The organism is Bradyrhizobium sp. S3.12.5, from assembly GCF_040548225.1.
Lineage (GTDB): Bacteria > Pseudomonadota > Alphaproteobacteria > Rhizobiales > Xanthobacteraceae > Bradyrhizobium > Bradyrhizobium cytisi.
This window is the reverse complement of record NZ_JBEPRF010000032.1, coordinates 1-26203: the sequence shown is the minus strand read 5'-3', so window position 1 is coordinate 26203 and position 26203 is coordinate 1. Positions and strand designations below refer to the sequence as shown.

General features: G+C 64.5%; 26 protein-coding genes, 1 tRNA gene and 1 pseudogene. 17 read left to right on the top strand and 11 right to left on the bottom strand.

Going from position 1 to position 26203, the window contains the following annotated elements:
* The first annotated feature begins 9 nt into the window (after window positions 1-9).
* Together ABIC09_RS33660 and ABIC09_RS33655 are read left to right on the top strand one after the other, a co-directional pair.
* The gene (locus ABIC09_RS33660) at window positions 10-318 is read left to right on the top strand and encodes a hypothetical protein (RefSeq protein ID WP_354085951.1); all 309 of its coding nucleotides are present in this window, start codon (window positions 10-12) and stop codon (window positions 316-318) included.
* A gap of 176 nt (window positions 319-494) precedes the next feature.
* Window positions 495-710, top strand: a complete 216-nt coding sequence (locus ABIC09_RS33655) for a hypothetical protein (protein WP_148752817.1) — start codon at window positions 495-497, stop codon at window positions 708-710.
* 4 nt (window positions 711-714) lie between these two features.
* Here the strand turns inward: ABIC09_RS33655 and ABIC09_RS33650 are convergent, their stop codons facing one another.
* Window positions 715-2403 carry an MFS transporter gene (locus ABIC09_RS33650; protein WP_354111966.1) on the bottom strand — a complete coding sequence of 563 codons (1689 nt, stop codon included), beginning with the start codon at window positions 2401-2403 and terminating at the stop codon, window positions 715-717.
* Between the two features lie 137 nt (window positions 2404-2540).
* On the opposite strand from ABIC09_RS33650, the gene ABIC09_RS33645 reads away from it, so the two are divergent.
* The 7 genes and pseudogenes from ABIC09_RS33645 to ABIC09_RS33615 all read left to right on the top strand — a co-directional run.
* Window positions 2541-3923, top strand: coding sequence for a hydrolase (locus ABIC09_RS33645; protein ID WP_354111965.1), 1383 nt, complete (start codon window positions 2541-2543; stop codon window positions 3921-3923).
* Between the two features lie 34 nt (window positions 3924-3957).
* Window positions 3958-5325: a cytochrome P450 gene (locus tag ABIC09_RS33640; RefSeq protein ID WP_354111964.1), complete on the top strand. Its 1368-nt coding sequence runs from the start codon at window positions 3958-3960 to the stop codon at window positions 5323-5325.
* A 50-nt stretch (window positions 5326-5375) separates the two neighbouring features.
* Window positions 5376-6785 (top strand): adenylate/guanylate cyclase domain-containing protein, encoded by a 1410-nt coding sequence (locus ABIC09_RS33635; RefSeq protein WP_354111963.1) that lies wholly within the window; start codon window positions 5376-5378, stop codon window positions 6783-6785.
* 146 nt (window positions 6786-6931) lie between these two features.
* A complete protein-coding gene (locus ABIC09_RS33630; protein ID WP_354111962.1) occupies window positions 6932-7420 on the top strand; it encodes a tellurite resistance TerB family protein in 489 nt (162 codons plus the stop codon).
* Window positions 7421-7649: 229 nt separating this feature from the next.
* Window positions 7650-8429, top strand: coding sequence for an SDR family NAD(P)-dependent oxidoreductase (locus ABIC09_RS33625; RefSeq protein WP_354031173.1), 780 nt, complete (start codon window positions 7650-7652; stop codon window positions 8427-8429).
* Window positions 8430-8652: 223 nt separating this feature from the next.
* Window positions 8653-9447, top strand: a complete 795-nt coding sequence (locus tag ABIC09_RS33620; protein WP_148752824.1) for a glutamine amidotransferase — start codon at window positions 8653-8655, stop codon at window positions 9445-9447.
* Between the two features lie 107 nt (window positions 9448-9554).
* Window positions 9555-9680, top strand: a pseudogene (locus ABIC09_RS33615) (enoyl-CoA hydratase); the annotation flags it as partial.
* 122 nt (window positions 9681-9802) lie between these two features.
* Here ABIC09_RS33615 and ABIC09_RS33610 read toward each other — a convergent pair.
* Window positions 9803-9878: transfer RNA gene (locus ABIC09_RS33610), tRNA-Ala, on the bottom strand.
* A 185-nt stretch (window positions 9879-10063) separates the two neighbouring features.
* Here ABIC09_RS33610 and ABIC09_RS33605 point away from each other — a divergent pair.
* From ABIC09_RS33605 to folD, 3 genes are read left to right on the top strand one after another with little or no spacing between them, the layout of a single operon-like run.
* Window positions 10064-10354 carry a YggT family protein gene (locus tag ABIC09_RS33605; protein WP_148752825.1) on the top strand — a complete coding sequence of 97 codons (291 nt, stop codon included), beginning with the start codon at window positions 10064-10066 and terminating at the stop codon, window positions 10352-10354.
* Window positions 10355-10380: 26 nt separating this feature from the next.
* The gene (locus ABIC09_RS33600) at window positions 10381-10713 is read left to right on the top strand and encodes a DUF167 domain-containing protein (RefSeq protein WP_354111961.1); all 333 of its coding nucleotides are present in this window, start codon (window positions 10381-10383) and stop codon (window positions 10711-10713) included.
* A gap of 1 nt (window position 10714) precedes the next feature.
* Window positions 10715-11599 carry a bifunctional methylenetetrahydrofolate dehydrogenase/methenyltetrahydrofolate cyclohydrolase FolD gene (folD, locus tag ABIC09_RS33595; RefSeq protein WP_354111960.1) on the top strand — a complete coding sequence of 295 codons (885 nt, stop codon included), beginning with the start codon at window positions 10715-10717 and terminating at the stop codon, window positions 11597-11599.
* Between the two features lie 143 nt (window positions 11600-11742).
* On the opposite strand, the gene ppa is transcribed toward folD, so the two are convergent.
* On the bottom strand, window positions 11743-12279 hold the full coding sequence (gene ppa, locus ABIC09_RS33590; protein WP_148752828.1) for an inorganic diphosphatase: 537 nt from the start codon (window positions 12277-12279) through the stop codon (window positions 11743-11745).
* A 179-nt stretch (window positions 12280-12458) separates the two neighbouring features.
* Entirely contained in the window at window positions 12459-12968 is a 510-nt protein-coding gene (locus tag ABIC09_RS33585) for a GNAT family N-acetyltransferase (RefSeq protein ID WP_354111959.1), read from the bottom strand.
* Window positions 12969-13234: 266 nt separating this feature from the next.
* On the opposite strand from ABIC09_RS33585, the gene ABIC09_RS33580 reads away from it, so the two are divergent.
* Complete coding sequence (locus ABIC09_RS33580) at window positions 13235-14122, top strand: alpha/beta hydrolase family protein (RefSeq protein WP_354111958.1); 888 nt, start codon at window positions 13235-13237, stop codon at window positions 14120-14122.
* Between the two features lie 43 nt (window positions 14123-14165).
* Window positions 14166-14573, top strand: coding sequence for a thiol-disulfide oxidoreductase DCC family protein (locus ABIC09_RS33575; protein ID WP_354111957.1), 408 nt, complete (start codon window positions 14166-14168; stop codon window positions 14571-14573).
* A 22-nt stretch (window positions 14574-14595) separates the two neighbouring features.
* Here ABIC09_RS33575 and ABIC09_RS33570 read toward each other — a convergent pair whose 3' ends face one another.
* The 3 genes from ABIC09_RS33570 to ABIC09_RS33560 all read right to left on the bottom strand — a co-directional run bounded on the left by ABIC09_RS33570 (window position 14596) and on the right by ABIC09_RS33560 (window position 18904).
* Window positions 14596-15837, bottom strand: a complete 1242-nt coding sequence (locus ABIC09_RS33570; RefSeq protein ID WP_354111956.1) for a flavin monoamine oxidase family protein — start codon at window positions 15835-15837, stop codon at window positions 14596-14598.
* A 171-nt stretch (window positions 15838-16008) separates the two neighbouring features.
* Complete coding sequence (gene typA / locus ABIC09_RS33565; RefSeq protein WP_354111955.1) at window positions 16009-17835, bottom strand: translational GTPase TypA; 1827 nt, start codon at window positions 17833-17835, stop codon at window positions 16009-16011.
* A 292-nt stretch (window positions 17836-18127) separates the two neighbouring features.
* Window positions 18128-18904, bottom strand: a complete 777-nt coding sequence (locus ABIC09_RS33560; protein ID WP_354031168.1) for a Crp/Fnr family transcriptional regulator — start codon at window positions 18902-18904, stop codon at window positions 18128-18130.
* A 192-nt stretch (window positions 18905-19096) separates the two neighbouring features.
* Here ABIC09_RS33560 and ABIC09_RS33555 point away from each other — a divergent pair, with 192 nt between their 5' ends.
* Complete coding sequence (locus tag ABIC09_RS33555; protein ID WP_354111954.1) at window positions 19097-19480, top strand: response regulator; 384 nt, start codon at window positions 19097-19099, stop codon at window positions 19478-19480.
* 13 nt (window positions 19481-19493) lie between these two features.
* Here ABIC09_RS33555 and ABIC09_RS33550 read toward each other — a convergent pair whose 3' ends face one another.
* A complete protein-coding gene (locus ABIC09_RS33550; RefSeq protein WP_354111953.1) occupies window positions 19494-21041 on the bottom strand; it encodes an alkaline phosphatase D family protein in 1548 nt (515 codons plus the stop codon).
* A gap of 130 nt (window positions 21042-21171) precedes the next feature.
* Complete coding sequence (locus tag ABIC09_RS33545) at window positions 21172-22617, bottom strand: TAXI family TRAP transporter solute-binding subunit (protein WP_354111952.1); 1446 nt, start codon at window positions 22615-22617, stop codon at window positions 21172-21174.
* 151 nt (window positions 22618-22768) lie between these two features.
* Here ABIC09_RS33545 and ABIC09_RS33540 point away from each other — a divergent pair, with 151 nt between their 5' ends.
* Together ABIC09_RS33540 and ABIC09_RS33535 are read left to right on the top strand one after the other, a co-directional pair.
* Entirely contained in the window at window positions 22769-23071 is a 303-nt protein-coding gene (locus ABIC09_RS33540) for a 4a-hydroxytetrahydrobiopterin dehydratase (protein ID WP_148756243.1), read from the top strand.
* A 90-nt stretch (window positions 23072-23161) separates the two neighbouring features.
* Window positions 23162-23542, top strand: coding sequence for a YkvA family protein (locus ABIC09_RS33535; protein WP_148756242.1), 381 nt, complete (start codon window positions 23162-23164; stop codon window positions 23540-23542).
* A gap of 179 nt (window positions 23543-23721) precedes the next feature.
* Here the strand turns inward: ABIC09_RS33535 and ABIC09_RS33530 are convergent, their stop codons facing one another.
* Window positions 23722-24876, bottom strand: coding sequence for a TAXI family TRAP transporter solute-binding subunit (locus tag ABIC09_RS33530; protein WP_148756241.1), 1155 nt, complete (start codon window positions 24874-24876; stop codon window positions 23722-23724).
* An 18-nt stretch (window positions 24877-24894) separates the two neighbouring features.
* Window positions 24895-25749 (bottom strand): SEL1-like repeat protein, encoded by an 855-nt coding sequence (locus ABIC09_RS33525; RefSeq protein ID WP_354111951.1) that lies wholly within the window; start codon window positions 25747-25749, stop codon window positions 24895-24897.
* Window positions 25750-26203: the final 454 nt, after the last annotated feature.

Below are 26203 nucleotides of genomic sequence, written 5' to 3'. Positions count from 1 at the left end.
GAGCTTCGAATGACCACCTCTGCGAACACGAGGTCCTTGACCGCCAAGATCCGCGACACCGGCCTGGCTCTGGGCTTTGCCGTCATCGTCTCGATCATCTCGACCACCTCGGGCTTCGCCTTCTCGGCCGAAGCGCAGCAGATGTGCACCGGCGACGCCTTCCGCCTGTGCTCGTCGGAAATCCCGAACATTCCGAAGATCACCGCATGCATGACGAAGCATCGCTCCGATCTGAGCGCCGGCTGCCGCGCGGTGATGGACAAGGACCTCGCCAAGGGCGCCTCACGCAAGGTCGCTGACGCTCAGGACGGTCAATAACAGCGCAACGATAGCGTCGTTGCGTCGGTTAGCTTCCCTCGCGATGTGCCCCGGCGTCAAGCCGAGGCCACGCGGCAATCAGCCTGCAAAGTCAGCCTGCCAATAAAGCCGTTGCGGCTCCTGCATCACCGCTCTAGCTTCGCCCGCACATCTTTCCGGGCACAAGGTATTACGCGATGAGCCGATTTCTTTTCATTCTTCCTTTGATCCTGTGCGCATCCGGCGCTTCAGCGCAGCAGCAGCCCGGCCACGATGCCTGCGCGCGCGACGTCACGCGTCATTGCCGCGCCGTGATGAATAGTGGCGATAGCGCCGTGCTCGCCTGCCTGAAGCAGAACCGCGCCAAGCTGAGCAAGGCCTGCGACAAGGTGCTGACGGAGCACGGGCAGTAAAGGCCTACGTACTGCTGCCCGCCGCGGTCGCGACCACCGGCAGCACCTCGGCGTTGGCGCGATCCGGCGTCTCTTCCTTCCAGCGCACCGAGCCGAACGGCCGTTCCAGCATGCGGCGGATCCGCACCGGATCGGGGCCGATGTGGAAATCGATCGCCTGCTGATGCAGCGCGCGTTCGGACTGGGTCGAACGGTTGCGCTGGCGTAAGTAATCGAACCAGGTCGGGCAGTGATAGCGCTCGGTCCACAATTCGGGATCGGCGATGTCCCGCGCGATCGACCAGCCATAGGCGCCGTTGCGCTGCCGGGAGAGCTGCACGTCCTGCATCACATTGTGGAAGGCGCGCGCGTTCGCTTGGGAGACGCGATATTCGATCTCCACCACCAGCGGTCCGCTGCGCCCGGTCAGTGACAGCTTGACTTCGGGATCGGCCAGCACCGCGGCGTCCTCGTTGCGAGCGCCGACCCGTGGCATCGCAAGCCAGATTCCCAGCAGCGGCGAGACCAGCATCAGACCGGCGGCCACCAGCAGCGCGACCTCGACGCCGGCATAGTCGGTGAGATGGCCCCAGCCCCAGGCGCCGATCGCGATGCCGCCGGAGATCGAGGCCTGGAACGCGGCGAGGGATCGCCCCGCGACCCAGCGCGGCGCCGAAAGCTGCACACCGATATTGAACAGTGCGACGGAGGCCATCCAGACCGCGCCGGCCAGCACCAGCGCAGCCGCAGTCAGCACCGGCTCGCTGGAGAGCGCGAGCGCCGCCATCGCAAACGCCATCGTGATCGTGCAGGCGCGGATCGCGGACTCGCCGCTCATGCGCTTGCGCAATTCGTGGATGTTGAGCGCGCCGACGACGGCGCCCATGCCGAAAGCGCCGAGCATGATGCCGTAGGTCTGCGCGCCGCCATGCAGGAGGTCGCGCGCGACCAGCGGCATCAATGCCATCACGGCACCGCCGCACAGGCCCATCACCAGCGTACGCAACAGCACGATCTTGATCGGCGGCGAGTTGGTGATGTAGCGGAAGCCCGAGACCATCGCGCGGTTGAGCCTTTCCCGTGGCAGGCGCGAGGGCTCGGTCGTCCGCTGCCAGAGCAGCAGCACCACCAGCAGCGGTAGATAGAGGATCGCGTTGCAGGCAAAGGCGGCCACCGCCCCGAGCGCGGCGACGATGACGCCGCCCACTGCGGGACCGAAGCTGCGTGCGATATTGTAGCTGATGCCGTTGAGCGCGACGGCCGATGGCAGGGCTTCGGGCGGCACCTGCTCGCTCACTGAGGACTGCCAGGCCGGTCCGAACAGCGCATTGCCGCTGCCGACGACGAAGCAGAAGGCCAGCAGCGTCTCCGGGGTGATAAGCTTGAGCCCTGCCAGGATGGTGAGGGCGGACGCGCCGATCAGCGCGATCATGAGCGAGACCAGCGTCACGATGCGCCGGTCATACATGTCGGCGATGGCGCCGGCCGGCATCGAGATCAGCATGATCGGCAGCATCAGGGCGGTCTGCACCAGCGCCACCTTGTCGGCGGAGGCCGCCATCTGCGTCATCGCCCAGGCCGCGCCCACGCCCTGGATCAGGAGGCCAAGATTGGAAAGCAGGCTCGCGAGCCAGATACGCCGGAACACGGTATACCGCAGCGGCGCCGCAATGCCGTCGGTGGAGCGTCTCTGGCGGTTGGTCTGCTCGGTCATATCCTCTTACAACTCGTCTGGCAGAAATGACTTCAATGATTTCGGCATCTCCAGTGATGCCTGCGAAAGTCCTTCGCTGTCCAGTGGTTAGGCCGCTATAAGCGGTGCAAAGACATGGTTCTGACGGGGAGGAACAGATGAAGCTGTCACGACGGACGATCCTGCAGGGTGCGGGTGGCCTGGCTTTCGCGGTTGCGAGCTTCCGCGGCGATGCGCTGGCGCAAGCGCCGTCCGCGGCCCGGAGTCCAGACAACAACCCTGAGGTGCCGCCGATCCTGTTCGTCCATGGCAATGGCGACTACGACGCACTTTGGATGACGACGCTGTGGCGGATGGAATCCAACGGCATCGCGCGTGACCGCATGATGGCGATCAATTTCACCAATCCCAGCGCGCGCAGCGACGATACGGTCGAGCAGGCCAACCGCTCCTCGACCGAGGATCAGCGCCGCGAGCTTGCCGCCGCCATCGCCGAGCTGAAGCGCCGCACCGGCGCGTCGCGCGTCGCGCTGGTCGGCAATTCGCGCGGTGGTAACTCCATCCGCAACGTCATCAAGAACGGGGGCGCCGGCGACGTCAGTCACGCCGTCCTGTGCGGCACGCCCAATCACGGCGTATTTGCGCTCGATGATCTCCTCGGCAGCGAGTTCAACGGACGCGGACCCTTCCTGCGCGGCCTGAACGACGGCGACAGCGAGGTGTCGCCGGGCACGGCTTTCCTCACCCTGCGCAGCGACGGCATGGACAAATATGCGCAACCCGATGGCCGCTTCATGGGCAAGCCGGGCATGCCGACAAACGTCACCGCCGAGGGGCCGGAGCTGAAGGGCGCGACCAATCTTGTGCTCGGCACCATCGACCATCGCGAGACGGCTTATCACCCGCGCGCTTTCCGGGAGATCTACAAGTTCATCGCCGGCCGCGAACCTGCGCGCATCGCGATCGCGCCAGAGCAGACCGTTCACATCAGTGGATTGGTCACGGGCGCGGTAGACGGTGTGCCGACCAATCGCCCCGTGGCCGGGGCGGTGGTGGAGATCAACTATGTCGACCGCGAGAGCGGGGAGCGAAGGGGCGATGTGGTGCACCGCGCGACGACGGGCGCCGACGGCCGCTGGGGGCCGGCCACGGTCGATCCGACCTCGCCGCTCGAGATCGTCCTGACCACGCCGGACGCCCCGATTACGCATTTCTACCGCTCGCCCTTCCCGCGCTCCTCCGACGTCGTGCATCTGCGCGCCGCGCGCCCGTTCATGCCGGCGGACAAGGACGCCGGCGCGGTCGTGATCATGACACGCCCGCGCGGCTATTTCGGCCTGCCGCGCGACATCGTCCTGTTCGACGGCCAGGAGCCCGCCGACGTCCATCCGGGCGTGCCCACGGATGCGGCAGCAACCCTGCGCCTTCCGGCCACCGAGGTCGGGCGCAATATCGTGGCCCAGTTCAACCAAGATCGAATTGTGGCACGCGCCTGGCCGGCCTCCGAGAACAGGATTGCGGTTGCCGAACTGACTTACTAGCTAATTGCCTGCGTGAGGTCTGTGGGAGAGAGCCATGAACATCGCCAGCGTGCGTCGGCCCATCATCCCCCCTGCCCCGCCGCGCGCGCCGGACAATCTGTCGTTCTTCGGCCGGCTTGCGGTGATCAAGCAGAACATGATCGCCACCTGGGGGCAGCGCGCCTATGAGGAAGAGATCATCCAGGGCCGCTTCCTCCTGCACAAGAGCTTCATCCTGAACCAGCCGGATGCGATCCGGCACGTCCTGCTCAGCAATTACGAGAACTATACGCGGACGCCGGCGGGCATCCGCATGCTGCGTCCCGTGCTCGGTGAAGGTCTCCTGCTCGCCGAGGGCCACGCCTGGACGCATCAGCGCCGGACGCTCGCACCCGCCTTCACGCCGCGCGCCACCGCCAATCTCGTCCCGCACATGACGGCGGTGCTCGACGAGACCATCGCGAAGCTGGATGCGCGCACGAACGAGCCGATTGATCTGCGCGAGATCATGCAACGCATGACGCTGGAGATCGCCGGCCGCACGATGTTCTCGTTCGGCATGGACCGGCACGGTCCGACCTTGCGCAACTTCGTCATGGAATATGCCGAGCGGCTCGGGCGGGCCTACTTCCTCGACATGGTGCTGCCGGTCTCCTGGCCGACGCCGATGGATCGAGCCCGCGCCCGCTTCCGTACCCGCTGGACCGAATTCGTCGCGATGCTGATCGCCGAGCGGCGGGCGGCGGGCAAGAATGAGGGCGCGCCGCCGCGCGATCTGTTCGATCTCATGAACGAGGCGCGCGATCCTGAAACCGGCAAGGGCTTTTCAGACGAGCAACTCGTCGACGAGGTTGCGACCATGATCCTCGCAGGTCATGAGACGACCGCGACCGCGCTGTTCTGGGCGCTTTACCTGCTGGCGCTCGATCCTGATACGCAGGAGGAGGTCGCCTCCGAGACAAGCGGCGAGCATCTCGACAGCATGGCCGATATCGACCGGCAAAAATTCACCCGCGCCGTGGTCGATGAGACCATGCGGCTCTATCCGCCGGCCTTCCTTGTCGCCCGGGCCGCGCGCGGCAAGGACGTTGTGGCCGGTGCTAAGGTCAGCAAGGGCGACATCATCATGATCGCGCCCTGGCTGCTGCACCGGCACGAGAAGCTGTGGGATCAGCCGAACGCGTTCATTCCAAAGCGCTTCATGTCGAAAGAGGCGCCCGATCGCTTCGCCTATCTGCCGTTCGGCGCGGGCCCGCGCGTCTGTGTCGGCGCGCCGTTCGCGCAAGCCGAATCCGTGCTGGCGCTGGCGCGACTGATCGGCGCGTTCCGCGTCGAGCTGGCCGACACAATTCCCGTGATCCCGCATGGTGTCGTCACGACCCAGCCGGATCACTCACCCATGTTCCGCATCACGCGCAGGTGACAGGCGTTCGTCTGGCTAATGGCGTGATCCACCCTAGATAGAGTTGCGCCATGAGCGATATTCAAGCCCAGCTTTCTGTCCTGAAGCAGACCGCCGACCCGAAGGCGGTAGATGCGATTCAATACCTCATCGGCCACGGTGAGGATCACGAGCTCAATCGCGTCAATGTGCTCGACTTCTCCAGGCAGCATGGCGTGGATGAGGAGCGCGCGATCTCGGCCTTCCTGCATTCGGCACGGCTCGGGTTGTTCGATCTCGGCTGGAACGTGCTGTGCCCGGGATGCGGCGGCGTGCTGGGGGCGCACTCGACGCTGAAGGCACTGAAGCCGGACGATTATCACTGTGCGCTTTGCGCCTGCGGCTACAAGGCCTCGGTCGATGACCAGGTCGAAGTCTCCTTCACGGTGAATCCGCGCGTGCGCCATATCGCGGCGCACGACCCCAACTCGCTTCCGGTGTGGGAGTATTTCAAGCAGGTGTTCTGGAGTTCGGGCGTCGACTTCAACAAGGATTCGTTTGCCACGCTCGCCAACGAGGTGACGCTCGATACGATGGAGTTGCCGGCCGGCGAGAAGGCGACGATGTCGCTGCAACTGCCGAACGATTTCATCATCATCTTCGAGCCGGTGACGCACGCCGCCCATTTCATCGACGTCCAGGGGGAACCGACCAAGGACCGCCAGCAGCTCGCCATCATGTACAACAGGGTGCAGGCTCCGACCGGCACCGCGACGATGCGGCCGGGCCCGCTGCGGCTGTCGCTGGAGAACCAGGCCGGCGTCCGCGTGCTGCCGTCGGTGTTCATCGCGGCCGAAGCGCTCCATCATCTGATCGGCAAGCGCAAGCCGTTCCTTACCGCCAAGCGGATGCTGTCGAACCAGACTTTTCGCGATGTCTTCAAGGCGGACAATCTCAGCCTCGATCAGCGGCTCCAGATCACCTCGCTGACCTTCCTGTTCACCGACCTCAAGGGCTCGACCGCGCTCTACGAGCGCGTCGGCGATCTTGCCGCTTTCGATCTCGTGCGCGCGCATTTCCATGCGCTGCTGGAGATCATCTCGTCCGAGAAAGGCGCGGTGGTGAAGACGATTGGTGATGCCGTGATGGCGACGTTCGTCCGTCCCGAGCATGCCATCGTCGCGGGCCTGCGGATGCGCGCGGCGATGGACCAGCTCAACAAGCAGCGCGGCACCGCTGATCTCATCGTCAAGATCGGCATCCATGAAGGTCCGTGCCTCGCGGTGATGCTCAATGAGCGGCAGGATTATTTCGGCCAGACCGTCAACATCGCCGCGCGCGTGCAGAGCCTGTCGACCGCGCGGGAGATCCATATCACCGGCCCGGTGCTGGATGCGCCGGCGGTCGCCGAGGTTTTGCGGCAACGTGCCATCAAGCCGATCCAGAAGCAGGCAGCGCTGCGCGGCATCGCCGACAAGATGGTGGTGTACGAGATACCGTGAGGCCTTTGCGCATTAGCGCTACCCAGATTGCCGAAACGTAATGCAGCGCGCGGAACTGACGCATGTTGCGCCGGTTGAGTTTCCCACTCATATAATGCCGGTAGCGGCCGCGTTCCCCGCGGCGTCATCGATTCAGGTAGGATCTTATGCTCGACGGCCTGCGCCAATTCATCGCCGACATTGTTGCTCCTCATGCCCAGGACCGCGCCTTCGGCGATAGCGATTATCGGCTGGCGGCCACCGCACTCCTGGTCCACGTGGTTTCGCTGGACGGGCAGCCGACGCAGGCCGAGCAGAGCAAGCTGCACAATCTGATCGAAAGCCATTTTAAGCTCGACCGTGGCGCGGCCGACCGGCTGATTGCGGATGCGACTGAGGTCGAGGGCGAGGCGGTCGATCTTTATCACTTCACCAGCGCGATCATGCGCTCGCTCGACGAAGAGGGCCGCAAGTGCATCGTGCAGATGATGTGGGAGCTGGTCTATGCCGACGGCGAGGTCACCGAGTTCGAGGACAACGTCGTCTGGCGCGCCTCCGACCTGCTCGGGATTTCCCAGCGCGACCGGATCGATCTCAAGCACGCGGTCGCGAACCGCGCCGGCGGTCAGGTCAAAGATGGCGCGCTCGGCGGCTGAGCTGTCGCCAACGCGGCATGATTTCCGGTTGTATGGACCACATGACGAAACTTTAATGTAGCCTCCGGACCTCGCGTTTCCGGATTCCCCTGTAAATCCGCGGTTTCTTCTGCTCCCTGTTGTCCGCTCAGGCCGCCATGCTGCCAGCGCCGCTTGCCTGTCGCGCGTGGCCTATGCTCCAGTTCCGCCATTACGAAGGTCAAAAACTTCAATTCAAGGGACTGCGATCGTGACTGAGCGGGTAACCTTGATCACCGGCGCCTCGGCGGGCATCGGCATGGAGCTGGCGCGTGTGTTCGCCGCGAACGGACACCGGCTCGCGCTGACGGCGCGACGTGCCGACCGGCTCGAGGCGCTCGCAAACGAGCTCACCGCCAAGTGTGGCAAGAAGCCGATCGTGATCGCCTGCGACCTGCAGCAAGCAGATGCCGGCGAAAGGATCGCTGCCGCGCTCGCTGCCGAAGAGGTCGAGCTCGACAATCTCGTCAACAATGCCGGCTTCGGCGTGTTCGGCGACGCCATCGAGCGCGACCGCGACGAGCAGGTCGGCATCGTCGACGTCAACGTCCGCGCGCTGACCGATCTGTCGCTGCGCTTTGCCGATCAGCTCATCCGGAACAAGGGCGGTCTGCTCAATGTCGGCTCCGTCGCGGGCTTCCTGCCCGGTCCCGGCATGGCGGTCTATTACGCGTCCAAGGCCTATGTGATCTCGCTCACCGAGGCCCTGCGGGCGGAGCTCGCGCCGCGCGGCGTTCGTGTCACCGTGCTCTGCCCGGGTCCGGTGCCTACCGAATTCCAGGCCCGCGCCGGCGTCGGCTCCGGGCACGATACGGCGATTCTCAATGTCCCCGCCGCCGATGTCGCGCGGCAGGCCTATCGTGGCCTGATGGCGAACAAACGGGCCGTGCTGCCGGGTCTCGGTATCAAGATCGTGCCGTTCGCACTGCGTTTCTTCCCGCGCGGCTTCATCCTGTTCGCCACCAGCCGGTTCCAGCGGCAAAGACGCTAGAGCCCGTTCCGATGGAATCGGAACAGCTCTGGCTTCTTGTTTGACGCGTTTTCTTGACGCGAACCGGGATCCACTTCGCTCGAAAACGCTCTGACGAACGCCCGAAGCACCCGTAGTGGCCCGGAGCTTGCTTCAATGTCGGAGCGTGTGTGCGCGAACTCACACGATGTTAACCGTCGCTTAGCTATGCTGGCGGCTTGAACCGATAGCACTCGCAGAGACCATGTCGTTTCGGACGGACAGGTTTGGTGGCGCAGAACTGGTGCCCTTCCCCAGAAGGACGCCGAGCGCGGCCGCCTCAGAGCACCCTCTGCCGGTTCTGATCGTCCTGCACCAGGAATCCTCGACGCCCGGCCGCGTCGGCAACGCGCTACGCGCGCTCGGCCATCATCTCGACATCCGCAGGCCGCGCTTCGGCGATCCCCTGCCCGACACGCTCGACCGGCATGCCGGCGCCGTGGTCTTCGGCGGCCCGATGAGCGCCAACGATCCCGACGACTACGTCCGCCGCGAGATCGACTGGATCCAAATTCCACTCCGCGAACAGCGGCCGTTCCTCGGCATCTGCCTGGGCGCGCAGATGCTGGCGATGCAGCTCGGCGCACGCGTCGCGCCGCATGCACAGGCACTGACCCAGATCGGCTACTACCCGATCCGCCCGACCGCGGCTGGCCGCGCGCTCTGCGCGGACTGGCCGGCGCAGGTCTATCACTGGCATCGCGAGGGATTTCAGTTGCCTTCCGGCGCCGAATTGCTTGCGGAAGGCGATGATTTTCCGATCCAGGCGTTCCGCACCGGCAATGCCTTCGGCGTGCAGTTTCATCCCGACGTGACCTACGCAATGATGCATTGCTGGACCACGCGCGGCTATGACGGTCTCAGCGCGCCTGGCGCGCGCGAACGGCATCATCATTTTGCCGATCGCGCGGTCTACGATGCCGCGGAACGCGTCTGGCTCGATCGTTTTATCGACGGCTGGCTGGCGTACCGGCCTGTGCTGGCGCAAGCCGCCGAGTGATCGCGCGTTCGCGCAAGTCCTTGGTGCAAGTCCTTGGCGCAAGTCCTTGCCTCATCCCTGGATATGCTAGGCTCGTTGCCAACGAGCGCGCGCGAACGCGTGCCGGCCAGACGCTCAGTGGGGCGACCATCGAGGCGAACCGGGAGATGATGGTGGCGTTGAACGGCAGCGATTTTCGCGAGGGGGTCGCAAGCTTCATGGAGAAGCGGCCGCCGCGCTTTACGGGGAAGTAGGAAGCACTCCGTGGATAGGTCCGCCGTCGCCCTGCGGGCTATGGCGGGACAGCCTTCGCTCACTTCGCTACGAGAGAGCAGGGCTGGCTTGCCCAGCCGAAGCTCGCGAAGCGAGCGAAGGCTGGTGGAGCCAGGCGGGATCGAACCGCCGACCTCGTCATTGCGAACGACGCGCTCTCCCAGCTGAGCTATGGCCCCTTTGCTGGCCGCTCTGGTAAACGCGGCCGACAACCGGGCGCCATTTAAGTCCCTGCCAAGGTCAAGTCAAGGATGGGTGCAACCCGGTTTTAGCCATCCGGGCACCGACTTCCCTTGTTTGGGCCGGAGGGAACCGATATCTAGCCATAACCCATCCCGCGACTGGCCCAGAGAGTGTTTCGCTGATGCGCCCGATAGTCTTCATTCTGATCCAGATCATCAATCTCTACATCTACCTGTTGATCGCATCGGCAATCCTGTCCTGGTTGATTGCGTTCAATGTCGTGAATACTCGCAACCAGTTCGTCGGCGCGGTCTGGGAATTTCTCTATCGGATTACCGAGCCGGTCCTCGGCCCTATCAGGCGCCGGCTGCCTGCGATGGGCGGGCTCGATCTGTCTCCGATCGTCGCCTTCTTCGTGCTTTGGCTGATCCAGCTCTATCTCGCCGAGTACGTCTATCCGAACGTGCCCTAGCCCGGCGAAACCGTGATGGAGCCTCGATGGATCCTTGGCGGATCTCCACCACCGGCGTCAGCATCGCGTTGCGGGTGACGCCGCGGGGCGGACGTGACGGCGTCGACGGCGTCGAACAGCTCTCCGACGGCCGCAGTGTGCTGAAGGTGCGTGTGCGTGCCATCGCCGATGGCGGCGAGGCCAATCGCGCCGTGCTAGTGCTGCTGGCGAAATCGCTTGGCGTACCCAAGGCCAGCGTCACTCTTTTGTCGGGGACGACGTCGCGGCTGAAGCAGGTCGCCATCGCGGGCGATCCGGCACGACTTACCGAGGCGTTGCGCGAGCTCGCTTCCGTCAAATCGACAGGCATAGGGAACTGACATGACGGCCAGGATCATCGATGGAAAAGTCATCGCCGCGGACCTTCGTGCGCGCGTCACTGAGGAGGTCGCCCGCGTCAAGCGCGACCACGATCTGGTGCCGGGCCTCGCAGTGGTCCTGGTCGGCAACGATCCCGCCAGCGAAGTCTATGTCCGCTCCAAGCATACGCAGACCCAGGCAGCCGGCATGGCCTCGTTCGAGCACAAGCTGCCGGTGGACGTCTCGCAAGCCGATCTGCTGGCCGTGGTCGCAAAGCTCAATCGCGATCCCGCCGTGCACGGCATTCTCGTGCAATTGCCGTTGCCCAAGGGGCTGGACACAGAGGCGGTGATCAATGCCATCGATCCTGCCAAGGATGTCGACGGCCTGCATCCGAACAATGCCGGGCGGCTCGCCGGCGGCTTCGCGGCGCTGTCGCCCTGCACGCCGCTCGGCTGCATCATCCTGACCAAGAGCGTGCACCCTTCCCTCGAGGGCATGAACGCCATCGTGATCGGCCGCTCCAATCTAGTCGGCCGCCCGCTGGTGCAGTTGCTGCTGAACGAGAACGCGACGGTGACGATCGCCCATTCGCGCTCGCGCGACCTGCCCGGACTCGTGAGGCAGGCCGATCTCGTCTATGCCGCGGTCGGCAAGCCCAGGATGGTGCGCGGCGACTGGCTGAAGCCGGGTGCGACCGTGATCGATGTTGGCATCAACCGCATGCCGCATGCCGACGGCAAGACCCGCCTCGTCGGCGATGTCGCCTATCAGGAAGCGCTTGGCGTTGCCGGTGCGGTGACGCCGGTGCCGGGTGGCGTTGGCCAGATGACGGTCGCCTGCCTGCTCGTGAACACGCTGCGCGCAGCTTGTGCGATCGCGGGGGTGCCAAGGCCAGCGGTGTAGTTCACCTCGCCCCGCTTGCGGGGAGAGGTCGGCGCGAAGCGCCGGGTGAGGGGGGACTCTCCGCGAGTCCAACGCTCACCGTCCTTGCGGAGACTCCCCCTCACCCCGACCCTCTCCCCGCAAGCGGGGCGAGGGAGAACAGCTCACGCCTTCTTTTTCTTCTCGCGCTCGATGCCTTCGAGGATCAGCTTCTGCGCTTCCTCGGGGCCGCCCCAGCGCATGATCTTCACCCACTTGCCCTTCTCGAGATCCTTGTAGTGCTCGAAGAAGTGCTGGATCTGCTGCAGCGTGATATCGGGCAGGTCGGAATACGACCTCACCTTGTCGTAGCGCTGCGTCAGCTTTGACGACGGCACTGCCAGAATCTTCTCGTCGCCGCCGGCCTCGTCCTCCATGAACAGCACGCCAACCGGGCGCACGCTCATGACGGCACCGGGGATGATGGCGCGGGTGTTGATGATCAGCACGTCGCAGGGGTCGCCGTCATCGGACAGGGTGTGCGGGATGAAACCGTAGTTTCCGGGGTAACGCATCGGCGTGTAGAGGAAGCGGTCGACCACCAGCGTGCCGGCTTCCTTGTCCATCTCGTATTTGATCGGTTCGCCGCCCACGGGGACTTCAATGATGACGTTGACGTCCTCAGGGACGTTTTTTCCGATCGAGACCGCATCGATACGCATTAAATAGGCTCCGTTGTCGCCGAGGTTAAATCGCGCCCGGCAGCGATTTTGGCGCTGTCATACGCGGGCTTGGCCCCCCGATCCATCGTGTTTTTTGAAATAATGAATCCAGCGATCACCGGTGCAAAAAGCAACGGTATCGACGAATGGGCAGCGCTGCCGATTAAGGTTTCAGCAGGTCAATTGGTCCAGGCGAAGGCAACCTTGTCGAGCGACTTCGGCCCGAACCGCTCCGAGGAGCGCGCCACCATGCGGCCGCCCAAGGCACGGTAGAACTCGGTCGCCGGATCGTTGTCCGAGAGCGCCCACACCACCATGCTCTTCAGATTGCTCTGCGTGAGGTCGCGGCGGGCGGCGGTGAACAGGCGACGGCCGAAGCCGAGGCCCTGAAACTCGGGGCGCAGGTACAGCTCGTAGATCTCGCCGTCGAAATGCAGGCTGCGGGCGCGATTGCGGCCGTAGTTCGCGTAACCCGCGATCTTGTCGCCGAACACCAGCACGCTGACGCGGCTGCCCTTGCGGATCGCGCTGTCCCACCACTGCGGACCGCGACGGTTGATCAGCTTCTCCAGCTCGGCGCCGGGAATGATGCCCTGATAGGCGGAACGCCAGGCTTCGTCATGGGTGGACGCCACCGCAGTTGCATCTGCAGCTTTGGCCGGCCGGACCTCGATCAGGGTTGTGCTCATGGAGGCGATCAAACCAAGTCGCCGCGCCGGCGGCAAGACCTATCGTTAATTATCGGTTAACCTGTGGACTTTCTGCATCAGTATTTTAACCATGTTGTACCGAAAAAAGACAAGCCGCCATTTCGGACGGCAGTGGTCTGCCATGCGCCGGTGCAAAACTCCGCGGTCTCAGCGAACGAACGGCGATGGCAACGCAGAAAGTCCGCCCAGAGTGATTCGTTCCGAATACTCTGGCCTGTGTCATCCGTGTTCGTCCTCGGTCATTCATGCGGCTCCTCGATACCCTTGCTCTACTTCTGCTGTCCGTGCTGACGGCGCAGCCTCTGAGCGCTCAGGTCACGTTCGGGGCAGCGGGCGCAGAGAGCGAGCCGTTCCGGCGGCAGGAATGGCGCGTGCCGTCCCCGGATACCGACATTGCCGCGCGCGCGCTGCTGTTTCGTCCCGTCGGTGCCGGTCCGTTTCGGCTTGCGGTGATCGCACATGCGTCGACACAGAACGTGTTGCGTCGCGCACAAATGCCGCAGCCGGAATATCGCGCACTCGCAGCGTTTCTCGTCGCGCGCGACTTTGCCGTGCTCGTGCCGGAGCGGCTCGGCCATGGCGCGACCGGCGGCCGCTATGTCGAGGACCAGGGTGGCTGCGACGAAGCGGACTACGCACGCGCGGGCCGCGCGACAGCGGAGCAAATTTCGCTCGCGCTGGACTATCTGCAAAAGCAGGCTTTTATTCGCAAGGATGCCGCGGTCGTGATCGGACACTCCGCAGGCGGCTGGGGCGCACTGGCGCTCGCGAACGCCGATCCGAAACGGATTTCCGCGATCGCAGTATTTGCGCCCGGACGCGGCGGTCACGCCAATGACGAGCCGAACAAGGTCTGCGCGCCCCATACGCTGCTCGCGGCTGCGGCCGAATTCGGCAAGGTGGCGCGCATTCCCGTCACATCGCTGGTCGCAGTCAATGACAGCTATTTTGCGCCGGCATTTTCGAAAGAGCTCGCGGATGCGTTTCGCAGCGGCGGCGGCCAGGACGACCTCCGCACGCTGCCGGCCGTGGGCAGCGAAGGACATTGGATGATCGAGACCGAGGCGGGCGTTCAAGCCGCAAGCAACGAGCTTGGGCGTGCGCTGAAGCTGGTGGTGGCGAACAGGCCATGACGCTGTATTTCCTGGTCGCGCCCCGGATGCTGGATAATCGCTGATGCAAAAATGGCTTGATGACGACGTGATCCTGTTCGACGGCGTCTGCATCTTCTGCTCGCGCTGGGTGCGGTTCGTCGCGCAGCGCGACACGGCAAAGCGCTTTCGGTTCACGCCGATTCAATCGGACTATGGGGCAAAGCTCGCGCGGACGTTCGGCATCGATGCCGATGATCCCGATACCAATGCGGTGGTCCATGGCGGCGAGGTGTTTATGAAGTCCGATGCCACGCTGACGGTGCTGTCGCTGCTTCCCGGCTGGGGTTGGGTGCGCGCGCTGTTCGCCGTGCCGAAGCCGCTGCGCAATGCGGTGTACAGCCTCATCGCACGCAATCGCTATCGCATTTTTGGGAAGTATGATGCGTGCTTCGTTCCCGATGCCGATTTGCGGGCACGGGTGATCGAGTAGCTCGCAATGACGGAGTGTGCAGTTACGACTTGCCAAGAGCAGCAAGCACTTCCTTCGCCGCGCGCTCGCCGCTGTCCCGCGCGCCATGCGCCGTCGTGAAGAAGTTCGGCGACGTCGCTTCGCCCGCAAAGAACAATCGCCCATCCACCGGCGCGGCCAACACCGCACGGTCGCCGGCGTGCCCCGGCAGCGCGTGCGAGTACGACCCTCGCGCAAACGGATCGTGTCCCCAGCGGGACTCGTACAGCGGCTTCAGCTTGCGGCGGATGTCGTTGCCGAGAAAGCCCGCGATCTCGTCGATGCTGTGTGCGGCGATGGCGCCGTCGCCGGCGGCTTCGAGCTCCCTAGCAAAGCTGCCGCCGAAAAAGCCTTCGATGCAGGGCTGGCCGAACGGGCGGATGTGGTAGGTGCCCATCTCGGTGCGCATGCTGGCGCCGCGCAGGTTTCCTTCCCTGGGGAAGGCTTCGGCGTCGTCGAGTGCCAGCGTCACCTTGTCGTCGACGCCGAGCGGCAGGCCGCGCGCTGCGTCGACTTTGGCCGGTAGCGGCGGCGAGAAGCGGATCGCCTCCTCCGCGATCAGGTTGGTCGGTACGGTGACGATCACCTTGTCCGCGGCCATCATGCCCTGTGACGTCTCGATGCGGACCTGTTTGTTCGAATGATCAATCAGCGTGACGCTGCAGTTCAGGGCCACCGGGCAGGGCGCGCCATAGGCCGCGATGAGCGCGCCATAGCCGCGGCGGACGCGCCAGTTGAGCTCGCTGTCCTCATAGGCGTCCCAGTCGAGCGTCGACATGTCCTTGAGTTCGCAGCCGTTGATGTAGGTCGAGATCGCGTCGATCATGGGATTCCAGCGATTGCCGGGCTCGAGGCTGCGGCTCGCGGGCTCGTCCTTGCCCTTTTGCGCGGCCTGCCAGAGCCGCTCGTAGAACGCGTCCATCGCGCCCATGAAATCGTCGCGCTCGCCTTGCGGAAAGGCATTGCCATAGGCGCGCTCGCGCCAGGGCGGCAGATCCTTGTTGAGCTCGAATGCGAGCGCGCGTGCGATTGGAACGAACGAGTTCTTGTCGGCCGAGTGCAGCCAGCCGCAGCCGACGTCGAAGGTGATCTCGGGTGAGGCCTGCACGGTCCAGGCGCGGCCGCCGAGCCGGTTGCGCGCCTCCAGCACGATCACCGAGAGGCCTGAACCGCGCAGCGCATGTGCTGCGCCGAGGCCGGCTGCACCGGCACCGATGATTGCGACGTCGACGGAGGGGAACGACATGGGTGGCCTCTAGCACGTCTCTGGTACGCGCTAAAGTCACCACAAATCAGGTGTCATCACCCGCGAAAGCGGGTGATCCAGTATTCCAGAGGCAGTCGTTAGAGGGCCGAGAGAGCGCGGCGTACTGGATTCCCCGCTTTCGCGGGGAATGACAGCGAGCGAGAACGTGGCTTACGCCACCGCTTCCTTGGACTTTTCCGCGCGCTTGCGCTCGTTCGGGTCGAGGTGCTTCTTGCGCAGGCGGATCGACTTCGGGGTGACCTCGACGAGCTCGTCGTCCTCGATATAAGCGAGTGCCTTTTCGAGAGTCATGCGGATCGGCGGGGTCAGGCGCACGGCTTCGTCCTTCGAGGTCGTGCGGATGTTGGTGAGCTGCTTGCCCTTGAGCACGTTGATCTCGAGATCGTTGTCGCGGGTGTGCTCGCCGACGATCATGCCCTTGTAGACCTTCCAGCCGGGCTCGATCATCATCGGGCCGCGGTCTTCCAGCTTGAACATGGCGTAAGCCACCGCTTCGCCCTGGTCGTTGGAGATCAGCACGCCATTGCGGCGGCCCTGGATCTCGCCCTTGTACGGGGCATAGCCGTGGAACAGGCGGTTCATGATCGCGGTGCCGCGGGTGTCGGTGAGCAGCTCGCCCTGGTAGCCGATCAGGCCGCGGGTCGGCGAGTAGAACACCAGGCGCAGGCGGTTGCCGCCCGAGGGCTTCATCTCGACCAGCTCGGACTTGCGCTCGCTCATCTTCTGCACGACGACGCCGGAATGCTCCTCGTCGACGTCGATCACGACTTCCTCGATCGGCTCCATGGTCGCGCCGGTCGCCTCGTCCTTCTGGAACACGACGCGCGGGCGCGACACCGAGAGCTCGAAGCCCTCGCGGCGCATGGTCTCGATCAGGATCGCGAGCTGCAATTCGCCGCGGCCGGACACTTCCATCGCATCCTTGTCGGTGGCCTCGACGACGCGCAGCGCGACGTTACCCTCGGCTTCGCGCAGCAGGCGGTCGCGGATCATGCGGCTCGTCACCTTGTCGCCTTCGGTGCCGGCGAGGGGAGAGTTGTTGACGATGAAGGACATCGACACGGTCGGCGGGTCGATCGGCTGCGCCGGCAGCGGCACCTCGACGGTCGGGTCGCAGAAGGTGTCGGCGACGGTGCCCTTGGTCAGGCCGGCAATGGCGACGATGTCGCCGGCTTCGGCTTCATCGAGCGGCGTGCGCTCGAGACCGCGGAATGCCAGGATCTTGGTGATGCGCCCGGTCTCGACCAGCTTGCCGTCGGCATGCAGCACCTTGACCTGCTGGTTCGGCTTGAGCACGCCGGACGAGATGCGGCCGGTGATGATGCGGCCGAGATAGGGGTTGGCCTCGAGGATGGTGCCGATCATCCTGAACGGACCTTCCTCGACCGTCGGCGGCGCGACGTGGCGCAGGATCAGGTCGAACAGCGGCTCCATGCCCTTGTCCTGCGGACCCTCCGGGCTTTCGGCCATCCAGCCCTGCTTGGCCGACCCGTACAGGATCGGGAAGTCGAGCTGCTCCTCGCTGGCGTCGAGCGCCGCGAACAGGTCGAACACCTCGTTGATGACTTCGGTCGGACGCGCGTCGGGACGGTCGACCTTGTTGATGACGACGATCGGCTTGAGGCCGACCTTGAGCGCCTTGGAGACCACGAACTTGGTCTGCGGCAGCGGGCCTTCGGCGGCGTCGACCAGCACAAGCGCACCGTCCACCATGTTCAGGATGCGCTCGACCTCACCGCCGAAATCGGCGTGGCCGGGAGTGTCGACGATGTTGACGCGGGTGTCCTTCCACTGCACCGAGGCCGCCTTGGCCAGAATGGTGATGCCGCGCTCGCGCTCCAGGTCGTTGGAGTCCATGGCGCGATCCGTCACCTTCTGGTTCTCGCGGAAGGTGCCGGATTGCTGGAGGAGCTTGTCGACGAGGGTGGTCTTGCCGTGGTCGACGTGGGCGATGATGGCGACGTTACGAAGATTCATGAGTGAGCTTCTTTGCGATCGGACAATGGGTTAAGCGCGATCTCGCCGGTCAAGCCGGGACCTCTTCACGGATAACGCTGGAAACGTGGAAAACGGGGCCTGCTACGCCCAAAAAGGAAACCCGGCCATATCGACCGGGCAGCCTACGCGTTTGCGGCGCAATATAAGCAAAAAGCGCCAAAAAACAATGCGTTCTTTCGGGGTTGGTTGACTGAATTTTGCCCGGAAATCCCCGGGGGTTAGGGACGATTCTGGGCCAAATCGGCCCTTTAACCCGTGGTGGCCGCCGCAATCAGCCCTGAGCGGAGCCGCGGTCCGGCTGCTCGGTCGGATAGACCCCGCGCAGCACCTCCTCGAAGTGCATCTTCACGGCGTCGTTGCAGAGGCAGGCGCGCAGGCGCAGGCCGGCATGGTTGCGGACCAGGATCGAGCCGCGCCGCGTGTCGAGCACGCCTTCGGCCCTGAACGATTGCAGCACGCGGCTCGCATAGCTGCGCCCCACCCCGAGCAATGTGGCGAGCTGCTCATGCGTCAGTGGCACGCTGCTCTCGTCGCCGGTCCGCTCCATCGCTGCCAGGATCCATTTCGCCGTGCGCTGCTCGATCGAGTGGATGGCGTTGCAGGCGGTCGACTGGAACATCTGCGCCAGCATGCAATCGGCGTAGCGGGCAAAGATATTGCGCAGCGATGGCGAGCTCAGCTTGGCTGCTTCCAGCTTGGCGACATTGATGCGCACAAACGGGCCGCCGAATTTCACGCAGATGCGGGTGTAGGCCGGCAGAAATCCTTCGCTGACGATGCCGCCCACCGCGCCTTCGCGACCGACCAGAATGGTCTCGACGTCACGGCCGTCCTCATTCGGGACCAGAAACGTCGCGAGCGAAGGCCCGCAGGGAAAATGCACGACCTGGACGTCGTCGCCGGGACTGTAGAGCAGATGGTTCGCGCCGACGTCGTCGAGGGTGACATGGGGCGCGAGCAGCGCATAATCCGCCGCGTTCAGGCGCCGCAAGAGATTGTTGGCGGGGCGGCTCTCGATCTCGTTTGCCAGGCTGATACGCGCGTCCATCGTGAACTTTCCCTCCTCCTCTCCACATTAGCGGGCTCGGTTCACGGCTTGTGTGCACATGTGGACAGACATCAAAACTGTTCTGTGGTGAGTTTCGTTCCGGGAACCCTCCGATGTGGCTTGGGCGCAGGCGTCGGGATGAGGCCGTCCAGATTGGTGAAAAACATGCAGCCCTCGATAGCAGCCAGGATCATGATACCTGCTTCCCCGGACCGCTCGGCCGACGTTCCTGCCGATGTTCTCATCGTCGAGGACGATCCGATCATCGCCATCGATTTCGAGGATCGACTGCTCGGCTTTGGTGTGACCAGCGTGCGCACCGTGGCGTCGGTGGCGCAGGCGCTGCAGGAGATCACGGCACGCGCGCCCAACTTCGCGCTGCTCGATGTCGAGCTGATCCGCGAGAAGAGCTTTGCAATCGCCGAGCGGCTCGCCGCCCTGGAAATCCCTTTCGTCTTCGTCACCGGCTACGGCGCGGAGACCGGCATCCCTGCGCAATTTGCCGCGCGTCCGCGGCTGCAAAAGCCGTGCTCCAGCGATGCGCTGGAAGCGGCGTTGCAGGCGCGCGACGCCTGACGGCGCGGTAGCCTCAGGCCTGCTTCGGATCGAGCGTGGTCGACCACAGCGCGACGTCGGCGCGGTCGCGCAACGTCACAATCATCTGGCCCGAAGCGCCGTCGATCTTGACGTGACCGAAGAACTGCATGCCGGCGGACGGCGGCAGGTTCTGCTTGTCGAGGCCGGGCGCCTTGATGAAGCGCACCTCGGGGCCGAAGGTGTTGTCGAGCTCGTTCGGACCGAACGTGCCGGCATGCAGCGGACCCGAGACGAATTCCCAGAACGGCTCGAAATCCTGGAACTGGGCCTTGTTGGGATCGTAATAATGCGCGGCGGCGTAGTGCACGTCCGCGGTCAGCCACACCGTGTTCTTGATCGGTGCCATCTTGATGAAGCGCAGGATGTCGGCGATCTCGAGCTCGCGGCCGCGGGCCGGACCGTCGCCCTGCGCGAATGCCTCGGAGCCCTTCTTGTTGGTCGCATCGTCATAGACGATCAGGCTGAGCGGCATGTCGGAGGCAATCACCTTCCATGTCGCGCGCGAATTGAGCAGGCCACGCTTCAGCCACGCCATCTGCTCGGGCCCTAGGAAATAGCTGGCCGGGCCGTAGTCCGTCTCGAGGTTGGCGCCGTTCGGGCCGCGATAGCTGCGCTCGTCGAGCACGAACACGTCGAGATGCGGGCCGTAGGAGATCTGGCGATAGACCCGGCCCGGCTCGTTGATGCTCTCGCGCATCGGATACATCTCGTGGAAGGCGCGGCCCGCGCGCGCCGCGAGCAGCGAGATGTCGCGCACCTTGTAGGTCGCCGGTAGATCCTTCGACAGCGACCAGTTGTTGGTCACCTCGTGATCGTCCCACTGCACGAAGATCGGCACCTCGGCATTGAAGGCGCGGACATTGTCGTCGGTGAAATTGTATTTGTGCGCGGCGCGGTACTCGTCCAGCGTCTCGGCGACCTTGGCCTTCTCGGGAATCGTGACGTTCTTCCAGATCTTGCCGTCGGCAAGCTTGACCTCGGAGGGGATCACGCCGTCGGCGTAGATGGTGTCGCCGGAATGCAGCAGGAAATCCGGCCGGTGTTTTCGCATGGCCGCGAAGGTGACCATGCCGCCGTCGTCGGGATTGATGCCCCAGCCCTGGCCGGCGACGTCGCCGCCCCAGATAAAGCTGACGTCGCGGCGGTCGGCGGGCGCCGTGCGGAAGCGGCCGACCACGGGCTCGCCTTCGATCGCGGTGTGGGAGAGATCGCGGAAGCGGACGCGGTAGAAGATGTCCTGGCTGGCAGGAAGATTGTCCACAAGCATCTTCGCGGTGAAGTCGCTCTCGGGCAGCGCCGCGATCGGCGGCAGCGCGCGCGCGTCCTTGAAGGACTCCGTGGTTGCCACCTCGACCAGCATCTGCGCGGGCCGGTCGGTCCGCGCCCAGACCACGCCGCCGTCGACTGTGACGTCGCCGGACTGCACGCCATGGGTCACCGCCGGCCGGTCGGCCGCGCGCGACAGATGTGGCATCGCAATCGCGCCAAGCGCACCGGCGCTGGTGCTGAGGAAACGACGGCGGGAAAATTTGATCTTCATGGATCGCTCGCTGGCTAGCAGTCTCGCGCGCATCTCGCGCCGTCATTCCGGGATGGCGCTCTGCGCGCCCCGGAATGACAGCGGAAGCTATATTGAGACAATGTGACGCGGCGATTACGCGCGCAAGCGTTTATGCGTTGCCGGCGGCCCGGAATTGCGTGCCGGCGCGTTGCAGGTTCTGCGGCATGTTGGACAGCACGGCCTTGCGGTCGGCAACCGCAGTGTGGAACTGGTCGAGCACGATGTTGAAGGCGGTCAGCGCGCCTTGCTCGATCGCGCCGTGGTCGTAGCAGCGTAGCGTGTCGCGCAGGATCTCGTCGGCCTCGGCCTGCATCTGGTCGAGATCTTCGGCGGTCTCGCTCTTGCGGGCGGCGGCGAGCATGTCGAGCAGCCGTTCGCGCAGATGGCTGTTGTTGTCGCGCTCGTCCTTCCTCAGATAGCCCGCGAACCACGCACCGAGCGAGCCCATGGCGGAAAGCGCCATCAGGCTCCACCAGATGTAATCGCTGTACTTATCGAGGAAGGTTTTCTCTTCGCCGTCGACGAAAGCGGCCGCGCCCGGATGCACGGGGATCACCGCGTCCTTGTCGGTATCGGGCGTCTCGATCTTCGCGGCCTGCGGGAATTCGGTCAGCAATTGCTGGCGTACCGCGAAGAGCTGCCGGGTGAAAGCCGCGACGGTGGTCTCGGACAGGCCTTTGCGCGCCACGATGTGGTGCGAGAAGCTGATGGTCTTGACCTCGTCGTCCGGACGATCGGGCGAACCACCATAGGTACCGGCAGGAATCTCCGACGCTTCATAGACCGGATGATTCTGCGCGATCGCGTCCGCCGAATCGATTGCGAGGAAGGTCGGCGTGCCGCCATCCTTGGCCGATGCGGCAATCGCATCCGCCGTGATCTTGCTGTTGACGGGGCCCGCCGCGAGGTAGACGTCGGCCTTCTGTGACTTGATCGCCTCGGCAGCTTCATTGGCCGGGAATTGCACGATCTCGACCTTGGCGGGATCGACGCCGTATTGCTGCAGGATCACCTTGAGCAAATTGACGTTGGCCTGCGTGCGGCCGACCACGCCGACACGATGGCCGGCGAGCTGCGCGATCTTGGTGATTTTCGCGCCCTTCTTCTTGCCCTTGCCGGACACGGACCACAGCACCGCGACGTTCTTGCGCAGCGTCGCGACGGCTTGGGCGTTCTTGGGGACATTGAGATCGCCGCGCACGATGGCGAGATCGGCCTTGCCCTCCGCGAGCAGATCCGCGCTGGCGGTGGCGCCGTCGGTCTGGATCGGGCGCAACCGCACAAAGCCTTTGCTCTGCGCAAAGGCCTGCGTCAGTGTCTGCACCACCTTGACGTCGTCGCTGTTGGCGGGACCGACCGCGATCTTCAGCGTCACCGGTCGCATCGCGAAATAATAGCCGCCGGCAAGCGCGCCGATGATCGCGAGCACCAGCGCCAGAGACACGAGTGCCGTCTTCCGCGCCGCGGATCGCGGCGAAGGCGGAGAGGACGTTTCGGCCAGGTTCGCGTCCCCGGTCATCGATCTCCCAAACAGGCGCTTCAGGCTCAGTTTCATCTTGGCCGGCGATTTACGCCCGCAACTGTAGCAAATTTCTTGTCCGGCGGGGTTACATCTCCGTCATGGTTAGCGGATCGGCCAAACCCCGTATGAACCCCGGCCGTAGGCACGGTGTTAGGGTAAAGTTCCCCTGAAAACGGAGGCGATCATGGCAGAACGGCTATCGGCGGACGCACGCAGGCAGGCGCTGGGCGGTATCCCGGGCTGGGCGGAGGTCCAGGACGGCAAGGGGATCGGGAAGACCTTTGTCTTCAAGGATTTCAACGAGGCTTTCGGCTTCATGACCCGCGCGGCGCTGGTCGCCGAGAAGATGGATCACCACCCCGAATGGCGCAACGTCTACAAGACGGTCGAGGTGGTGCTGTCGACCCACGACGCCGGTGGCGTCACCAAGCTCGACATCACGCTCGCCACGGCCATGAATGCGATCGCCAAGCTGACGCAGGGCTGACGTCTTGCAGGGGCGGGCCGCGTCCCCATCTTGTGATCGACACGGGATGCGGCCATCCGCCGCGTCCGGCTGAACGGGAGTTTGTCGAACATGGCTGCCGAGCACAGCGTCGGCTTCGAGCCGGCCGATCGGCTCGCGGAAGATCGTGAAAGCGTGCGCCGCCGCTTCTGGCGCAAGCTGAAGCGCGTCGTCGCGCATCTGCCGTTCGCCGAAGATCTGCTCGCCGCCTATTACTGCGCGTTCGACCGGCAGACGCCGCGCCATGTCCAGGCGTCGCTGCTGGGCGCGATCGCCTATTTCATCTTGCCGTTCGACTTCATTCCCGACGTGATGCCGGTGCTCGGCTTCACCGATGACGCCGCCGTGCTCGCCACCGCCATTCGCATGGTCGCCAGCCATATCACGTCGGAGCACCGCGACGCGGCGCGCGCTGCGCTGAAGCGCGGGGTGGATGAGGCGGAAGCGGCGTAGCAGACGCTATTGGCGGCACGTCGTCGCCACACCCACTGCCGTCATCCCCCGCGAAGGCGGGGAATCCAGTACGCCGCGGCCTCTCGATTCAATCTCCGGCGACTCGGAGTACTGGATCGCCAGCCCCAGTGCGCAATTGCGCACAAGGCGGGCGATGACGGCGAGTGTGTAGCTGCTCGCTACTTCTTTTCCGCGCGCGCCTTCTCCGCATCCCACGCCTGGAATTGCCTGAACAGCGTGTCCCTGTCTGCGTCGGACACTTTCGCGGCTGCGGGGGCCTGCTTCAGGAATGCCTCGAAGCGTTGCTGTGTCACCGGTTCGACGCCGTGCCGGTCGAGCCATTGCTGCGCCACCGGCAACCTGTTCCAGCCGGACAGAGGTGCCGCGAGCGAAACCTCCTTCCATTTGGGATGGAACGGCGGGTTCTGAAGCGCGGGGAATTTGGTGAAGAACGCGTCCACGAACAGCGCGAGCTTGCGATAGCGCTCGGTGTTGGGCGCCCAATTATAGGCCGCGAGCACGGCGGGCACCGCGATGGTGTCCACGCTCTCGCCGTCCTTGATCAGGTTGGGGTAGTCCTTGGCGGTCAGCGTCGTCGGCAGATAGTCATTCTGGAGCGGCTTTGCGTAGTCGACTTTCGCAAGGTGAAAGCGGCCGTCATTGCCGAAGGTCGAGACCGATTTGTACGGCTTGCCGCCGACCACGATCACTGCATCGATCTCGCCGGCTTTCAGCTTTTCCATCGCGATGCGCTGCTCGACATAGACGAACTTGGCCTTGATCCCGAGCCGCTCGAACACGGTAAGCGCGGTAACAAAGGTGCCGCCATTCGGCAGGTCGACGCTCACCGTCTTGCCTTCGAGGTCTTTCAGCGTCGCGATCGATTTCGGCGCGATCACCTGCATCTCCTCGTTGTAGAGTTTCGTCACATAGGTGAACTGCCGCTTGATGTCCTTGGCGAAGCCTTTGCGTTCGAGATAGTCGAGCGTATCGGCTCGCACGATTCCGAGATCGACGCCCTGCAAAAACAGGATGTCGGCGACGCTCTGCACCGAGCCACGGCCGACGATCGGCAGCACCCGGATCTTGTTGCCGTCGTCGAGCACCGAGGCGAGGTCGGCGCCGAACTGCACATAGGTGCCGCCGATCGTGCCGGTAATCAGCGTGACGGTGTTGGCGTTGAGCGCCTGTTTGGTCGAGGTCGAGCCGAACTGGAAGATGGCCTTCAGGCTGTCCGAGACCTTGGCCGGATCATATTCGGTCTGCTCTGCGCGTGCGGTGTAGGCACAGATCGTCATGATGGCGGCAAGCGCCATTTTCAAAGCGTTACGCATGATGTCCCCTGAAGCGTTCTAGTTCGAGAGAAGAGCGAGGCGCTGCTGCGCGTCCGCCGATCCGAGGGCTGCGGCCCTCTGGTACCAGTCGCGCGCCGCGGCGGCGTCGGCGGTGATGCTCCGCGTGTCCTTGGTGCCCAGTACGATTGGATCATAGGTCTGCGCCAGCAGGAACGCAGCCGTCGCATCCTGCGCATTCGCCGCGCGCTCGAGCAATAGCCGCGCCGCGGCGATGTCGCCGACGGTCATCAGGCTCCCGGCGCGCGCCATCAACCCGGCCAGTGTGTCGGCGTCGAGGGTCTTGGCCGGCGGAGGTGACGCGGGCTGTTCGGCGGCAGGTGCCGGTACAGGCGCAGGTGGCTGAGCCTGTAGCGCGGTCTGGTAGGCGGTTGCGATCGCCTCGCGGCTCGGCGCCGTTGGCGCGGACATGTCCAGTGCGTCAGCACTCGCCAGCATCGTGTTGGTCACACGCGCGGCATCCTTGACAGGACTCTGCCGTGCGGCGGGCGGATTGGCGGAAGCTGCGGCCTCGTCCGCGGCCGCGCCCATCCACGACTTGGTGTTGATGGAGAGCAGCCGGTTGAGGTCGGACTGAAACAGCGCGACCGGAACCGCGATGGCCGCCGCCGCCAGGATGGCGGCGAGAATGCGCGGGACGATCCTGACGCCGGTGCGCAACTCGCGTGGCGCGAATTCGCGCGGATCCGGCGGGCTGAGCGGATCGGACAGGAAGAGTGGAATCGGATCGTCCGGAGAAAGTTCGGCCCGTGCGGCGCGTGCACGGATATAGGACGCGGTAGGCGGATGTGATGCGACTTGATCGGAGTCGAGCGACCTCGACCCTCTGGACTGACGGAAGGCCGTCGTCTCCATGGTGATGCTCCCCAATACTGACACAACGCGGGGCATTGCCGGTTTCAGTTTTCTTGTTTGTTGTCCAGGAGCGCCCTGCAAACTGGAACCGGTAAATCGCAATTTGAATCAGCCCAAAAAGCGACGGCGATTGGGGCGAATCGGGAAATATTCGGGTTTCATTACGGCGAGGCGGCGAAATGCACCGCAATTTTAGCGGGAATGGTTGAGCGGGATTTTACCGGACAACGGTGGGCATGCTGTCTGTCCCGCACTCGCTGTCATTCCCCGCGAAGGCGGGGAATCCAGTACGCCGCGGCCTCTCGATTCAATTACCGGCGTCTCGGAGTACTGGATCGCCCGGTCGAGCCGGGCGATGACAGCGGGCGTGTGCGGTGACACACGCCTCCACCCGCATTCTCATGGATGCAAGATCACCTTGCCCATGGCCTGACGACCCGCAAGCACCTTCAAT

Bases quoted from the DNA above. Each gene is read 5' to 3' on its own strand.
- ABIC09_RS33660 (WP_354085951.1), top strand. From the start codon at position 10: ATGACCACCTCTGCGAACACGAGGTCCTTGACCGCCAAGATCCGCGAC.
- ABIC09_RS33655 (WP_148752817.1), top strand. From the start codon at position 495: ATGAGCCGATTTCTTTTCATTCTTCCTTTGATCCTGTGCGCATCCGGC.
- ABIC09_RS33650 (WP_354111966.1), bottom strand. From the start codon at position 2,403: ATGACCGAGCAGACCAACCGCCAGAGACGCTCCACCGACGGCATTGCG.
- ABIC09_RS33645 (WP_354111965.1), top strand. From the start codon at position 2,541: ATGAAGCTGTCACGACGGACGATCCTGCAGGGTGCGGGTGGCCTGGCT.
- ABIC09_RS33640 (WP_354111964.1), top strand. From the start codon at position 3,958: ATGAACATCGCCAGCGTGCGTCGGCCCATCATCCCCCCTGCCCCGCCG.
- ABIC09_RS33635 (WP_354111963.1), top strand. From the start codon at position 5,376: ATGAGCGATATTCAAGCCCAGCTTTCTGTCCTGAAGCAGACCGCCGAC.
- ABIC09_RS33630 (WP_354111962.1), top strand. From the start codon at position 6,932: ATGCTCGACGGCCTGCGCCAATTCATCGCCGACATTGTTGCTCCTCAT.
- ABIC09_RS33620 (WP_148752824.1), top strand. From the start codon at position 8,653: ATGTCGTTTCGGACGGACAGGTTTGGTGGCGCAGAACTGGTGCCCTTC.
- ABIC09_RS33605 (WP_148752825.1), top strand. From the start codon at position 10,064: ATGCGCCCGATAGTCTTCATTCTGATCCAGATCATCAATCTCTACATC.
- ABIC09_RS33600 (WP_354111961.1), top strand. From the start codon at position 10,381: ATGGATCCTTGGCGGATCTCCACCACCGGCGTCAGCATCGCGTTGCGG.
- folD (WP_354111960.1), top strand. From the start codon at position 10,715: ATGACGGCCAGGATCATCGATGGAAAAGTCATCGCCGCGGACCTTCGT.
- ppa (WP_148752828.1), bottom strand. From the start codon at position 12,279: ATGCGTATCGATGCGGTCTCGATCGGAAAAAACGTCCCTGAGGACGTC.
- ABIC09_RS33585 (WP_354111959.1), bottom strand. From the start codon at position 12,968: ATGAGCACAACCCTGATCGAGGTCCGGCCGGCCAAAGCTGCAGATGCA.
- ABIC09_RS33580 (WP_354111958.1), top strand. From the start codon at position 13,235: ATGCGGCTCCTCGATACCCTTGCTCTACTTCTGCTGTCCGTGCTGACG.
- ABIC09_RS33575 (WP_354111957.1), top strand. From the start codon at position 14,166: ATGCAAAAATGGCTTGATGACGACGTGATCCTGTTCGACGGCGTCTGC.
- ABIC09_RS33570 (WP_354111956.1), bottom strand. From the start codon at position 15,837: ATGTCGTTCCCCTCCGTCGACGTCGCAATCATCGGTGCCGGTGCAGCC.
- typA (WP_354111955.1), bottom strand. From the start codon at position 17,835: ATGAATCTTCGTAACGTCGCCATCATCGCCCACGTCGACCACGGCAAG.
- ABIC09_RS33560 (WP_354031168.1), bottom strand. From the start codon at position 18,904: ATGGACGCGCGTATCAGCCTGGCAAACGAGATCGAGAGCCGCCCCGCC.
- ABIC09_RS33555 (WP_354111954.1), top strand. From the start codon at position 19,097: ATGATACCTGCTTCCCCGGACCGCTCGGCCGACGTTCCTGCCGATGTT.
- ABIC09_RS33550 (WP_354111953.1), bottom strand. From the start codon at position 21,041: ATGAAGATCAAATTTTCCCGCCGTCGTTTCCTCAGCACCAGCGCCGGT.
- ABIC09_RS33545 (WP_354111952.1), bottom strand. From the start codon at position 22,617: ATGAAACTGAGCCTGAAGCGCCTGTTTGGGAGATCGATGACCGGGGAC.
- ABIC09_RS33540 (WP_148756243.1), top strand. From the start codon at position 22,769: ATGGCAGAACGGCTATCGGCGGACGCACGCAGGCAGGCGCTGGGCGGT.
- ABIC09_RS33535 (WP_148756242.1), top strand. From the start codon at position 23,162: ATGGCTGCCGAGCACAGCGTCGGCTTCGAGCCGGCCGATCGGCTCGCG.
- ABIC09_RS33530 (WP_148756241.1), bottom strand. From the start codon at position 24,876: ATGCGTAACGCTTTGAAAATGGCGCTTGCCGCCATCATGACGATCTGT.
- ABIC09_RS33525 (WP_354111951.1), bottom strand. From the start codon at position 25,749: ATGGAGACGACGGCCTTCCGTCAGTCCAGAGGGTCGAGGTCGCTCGAC.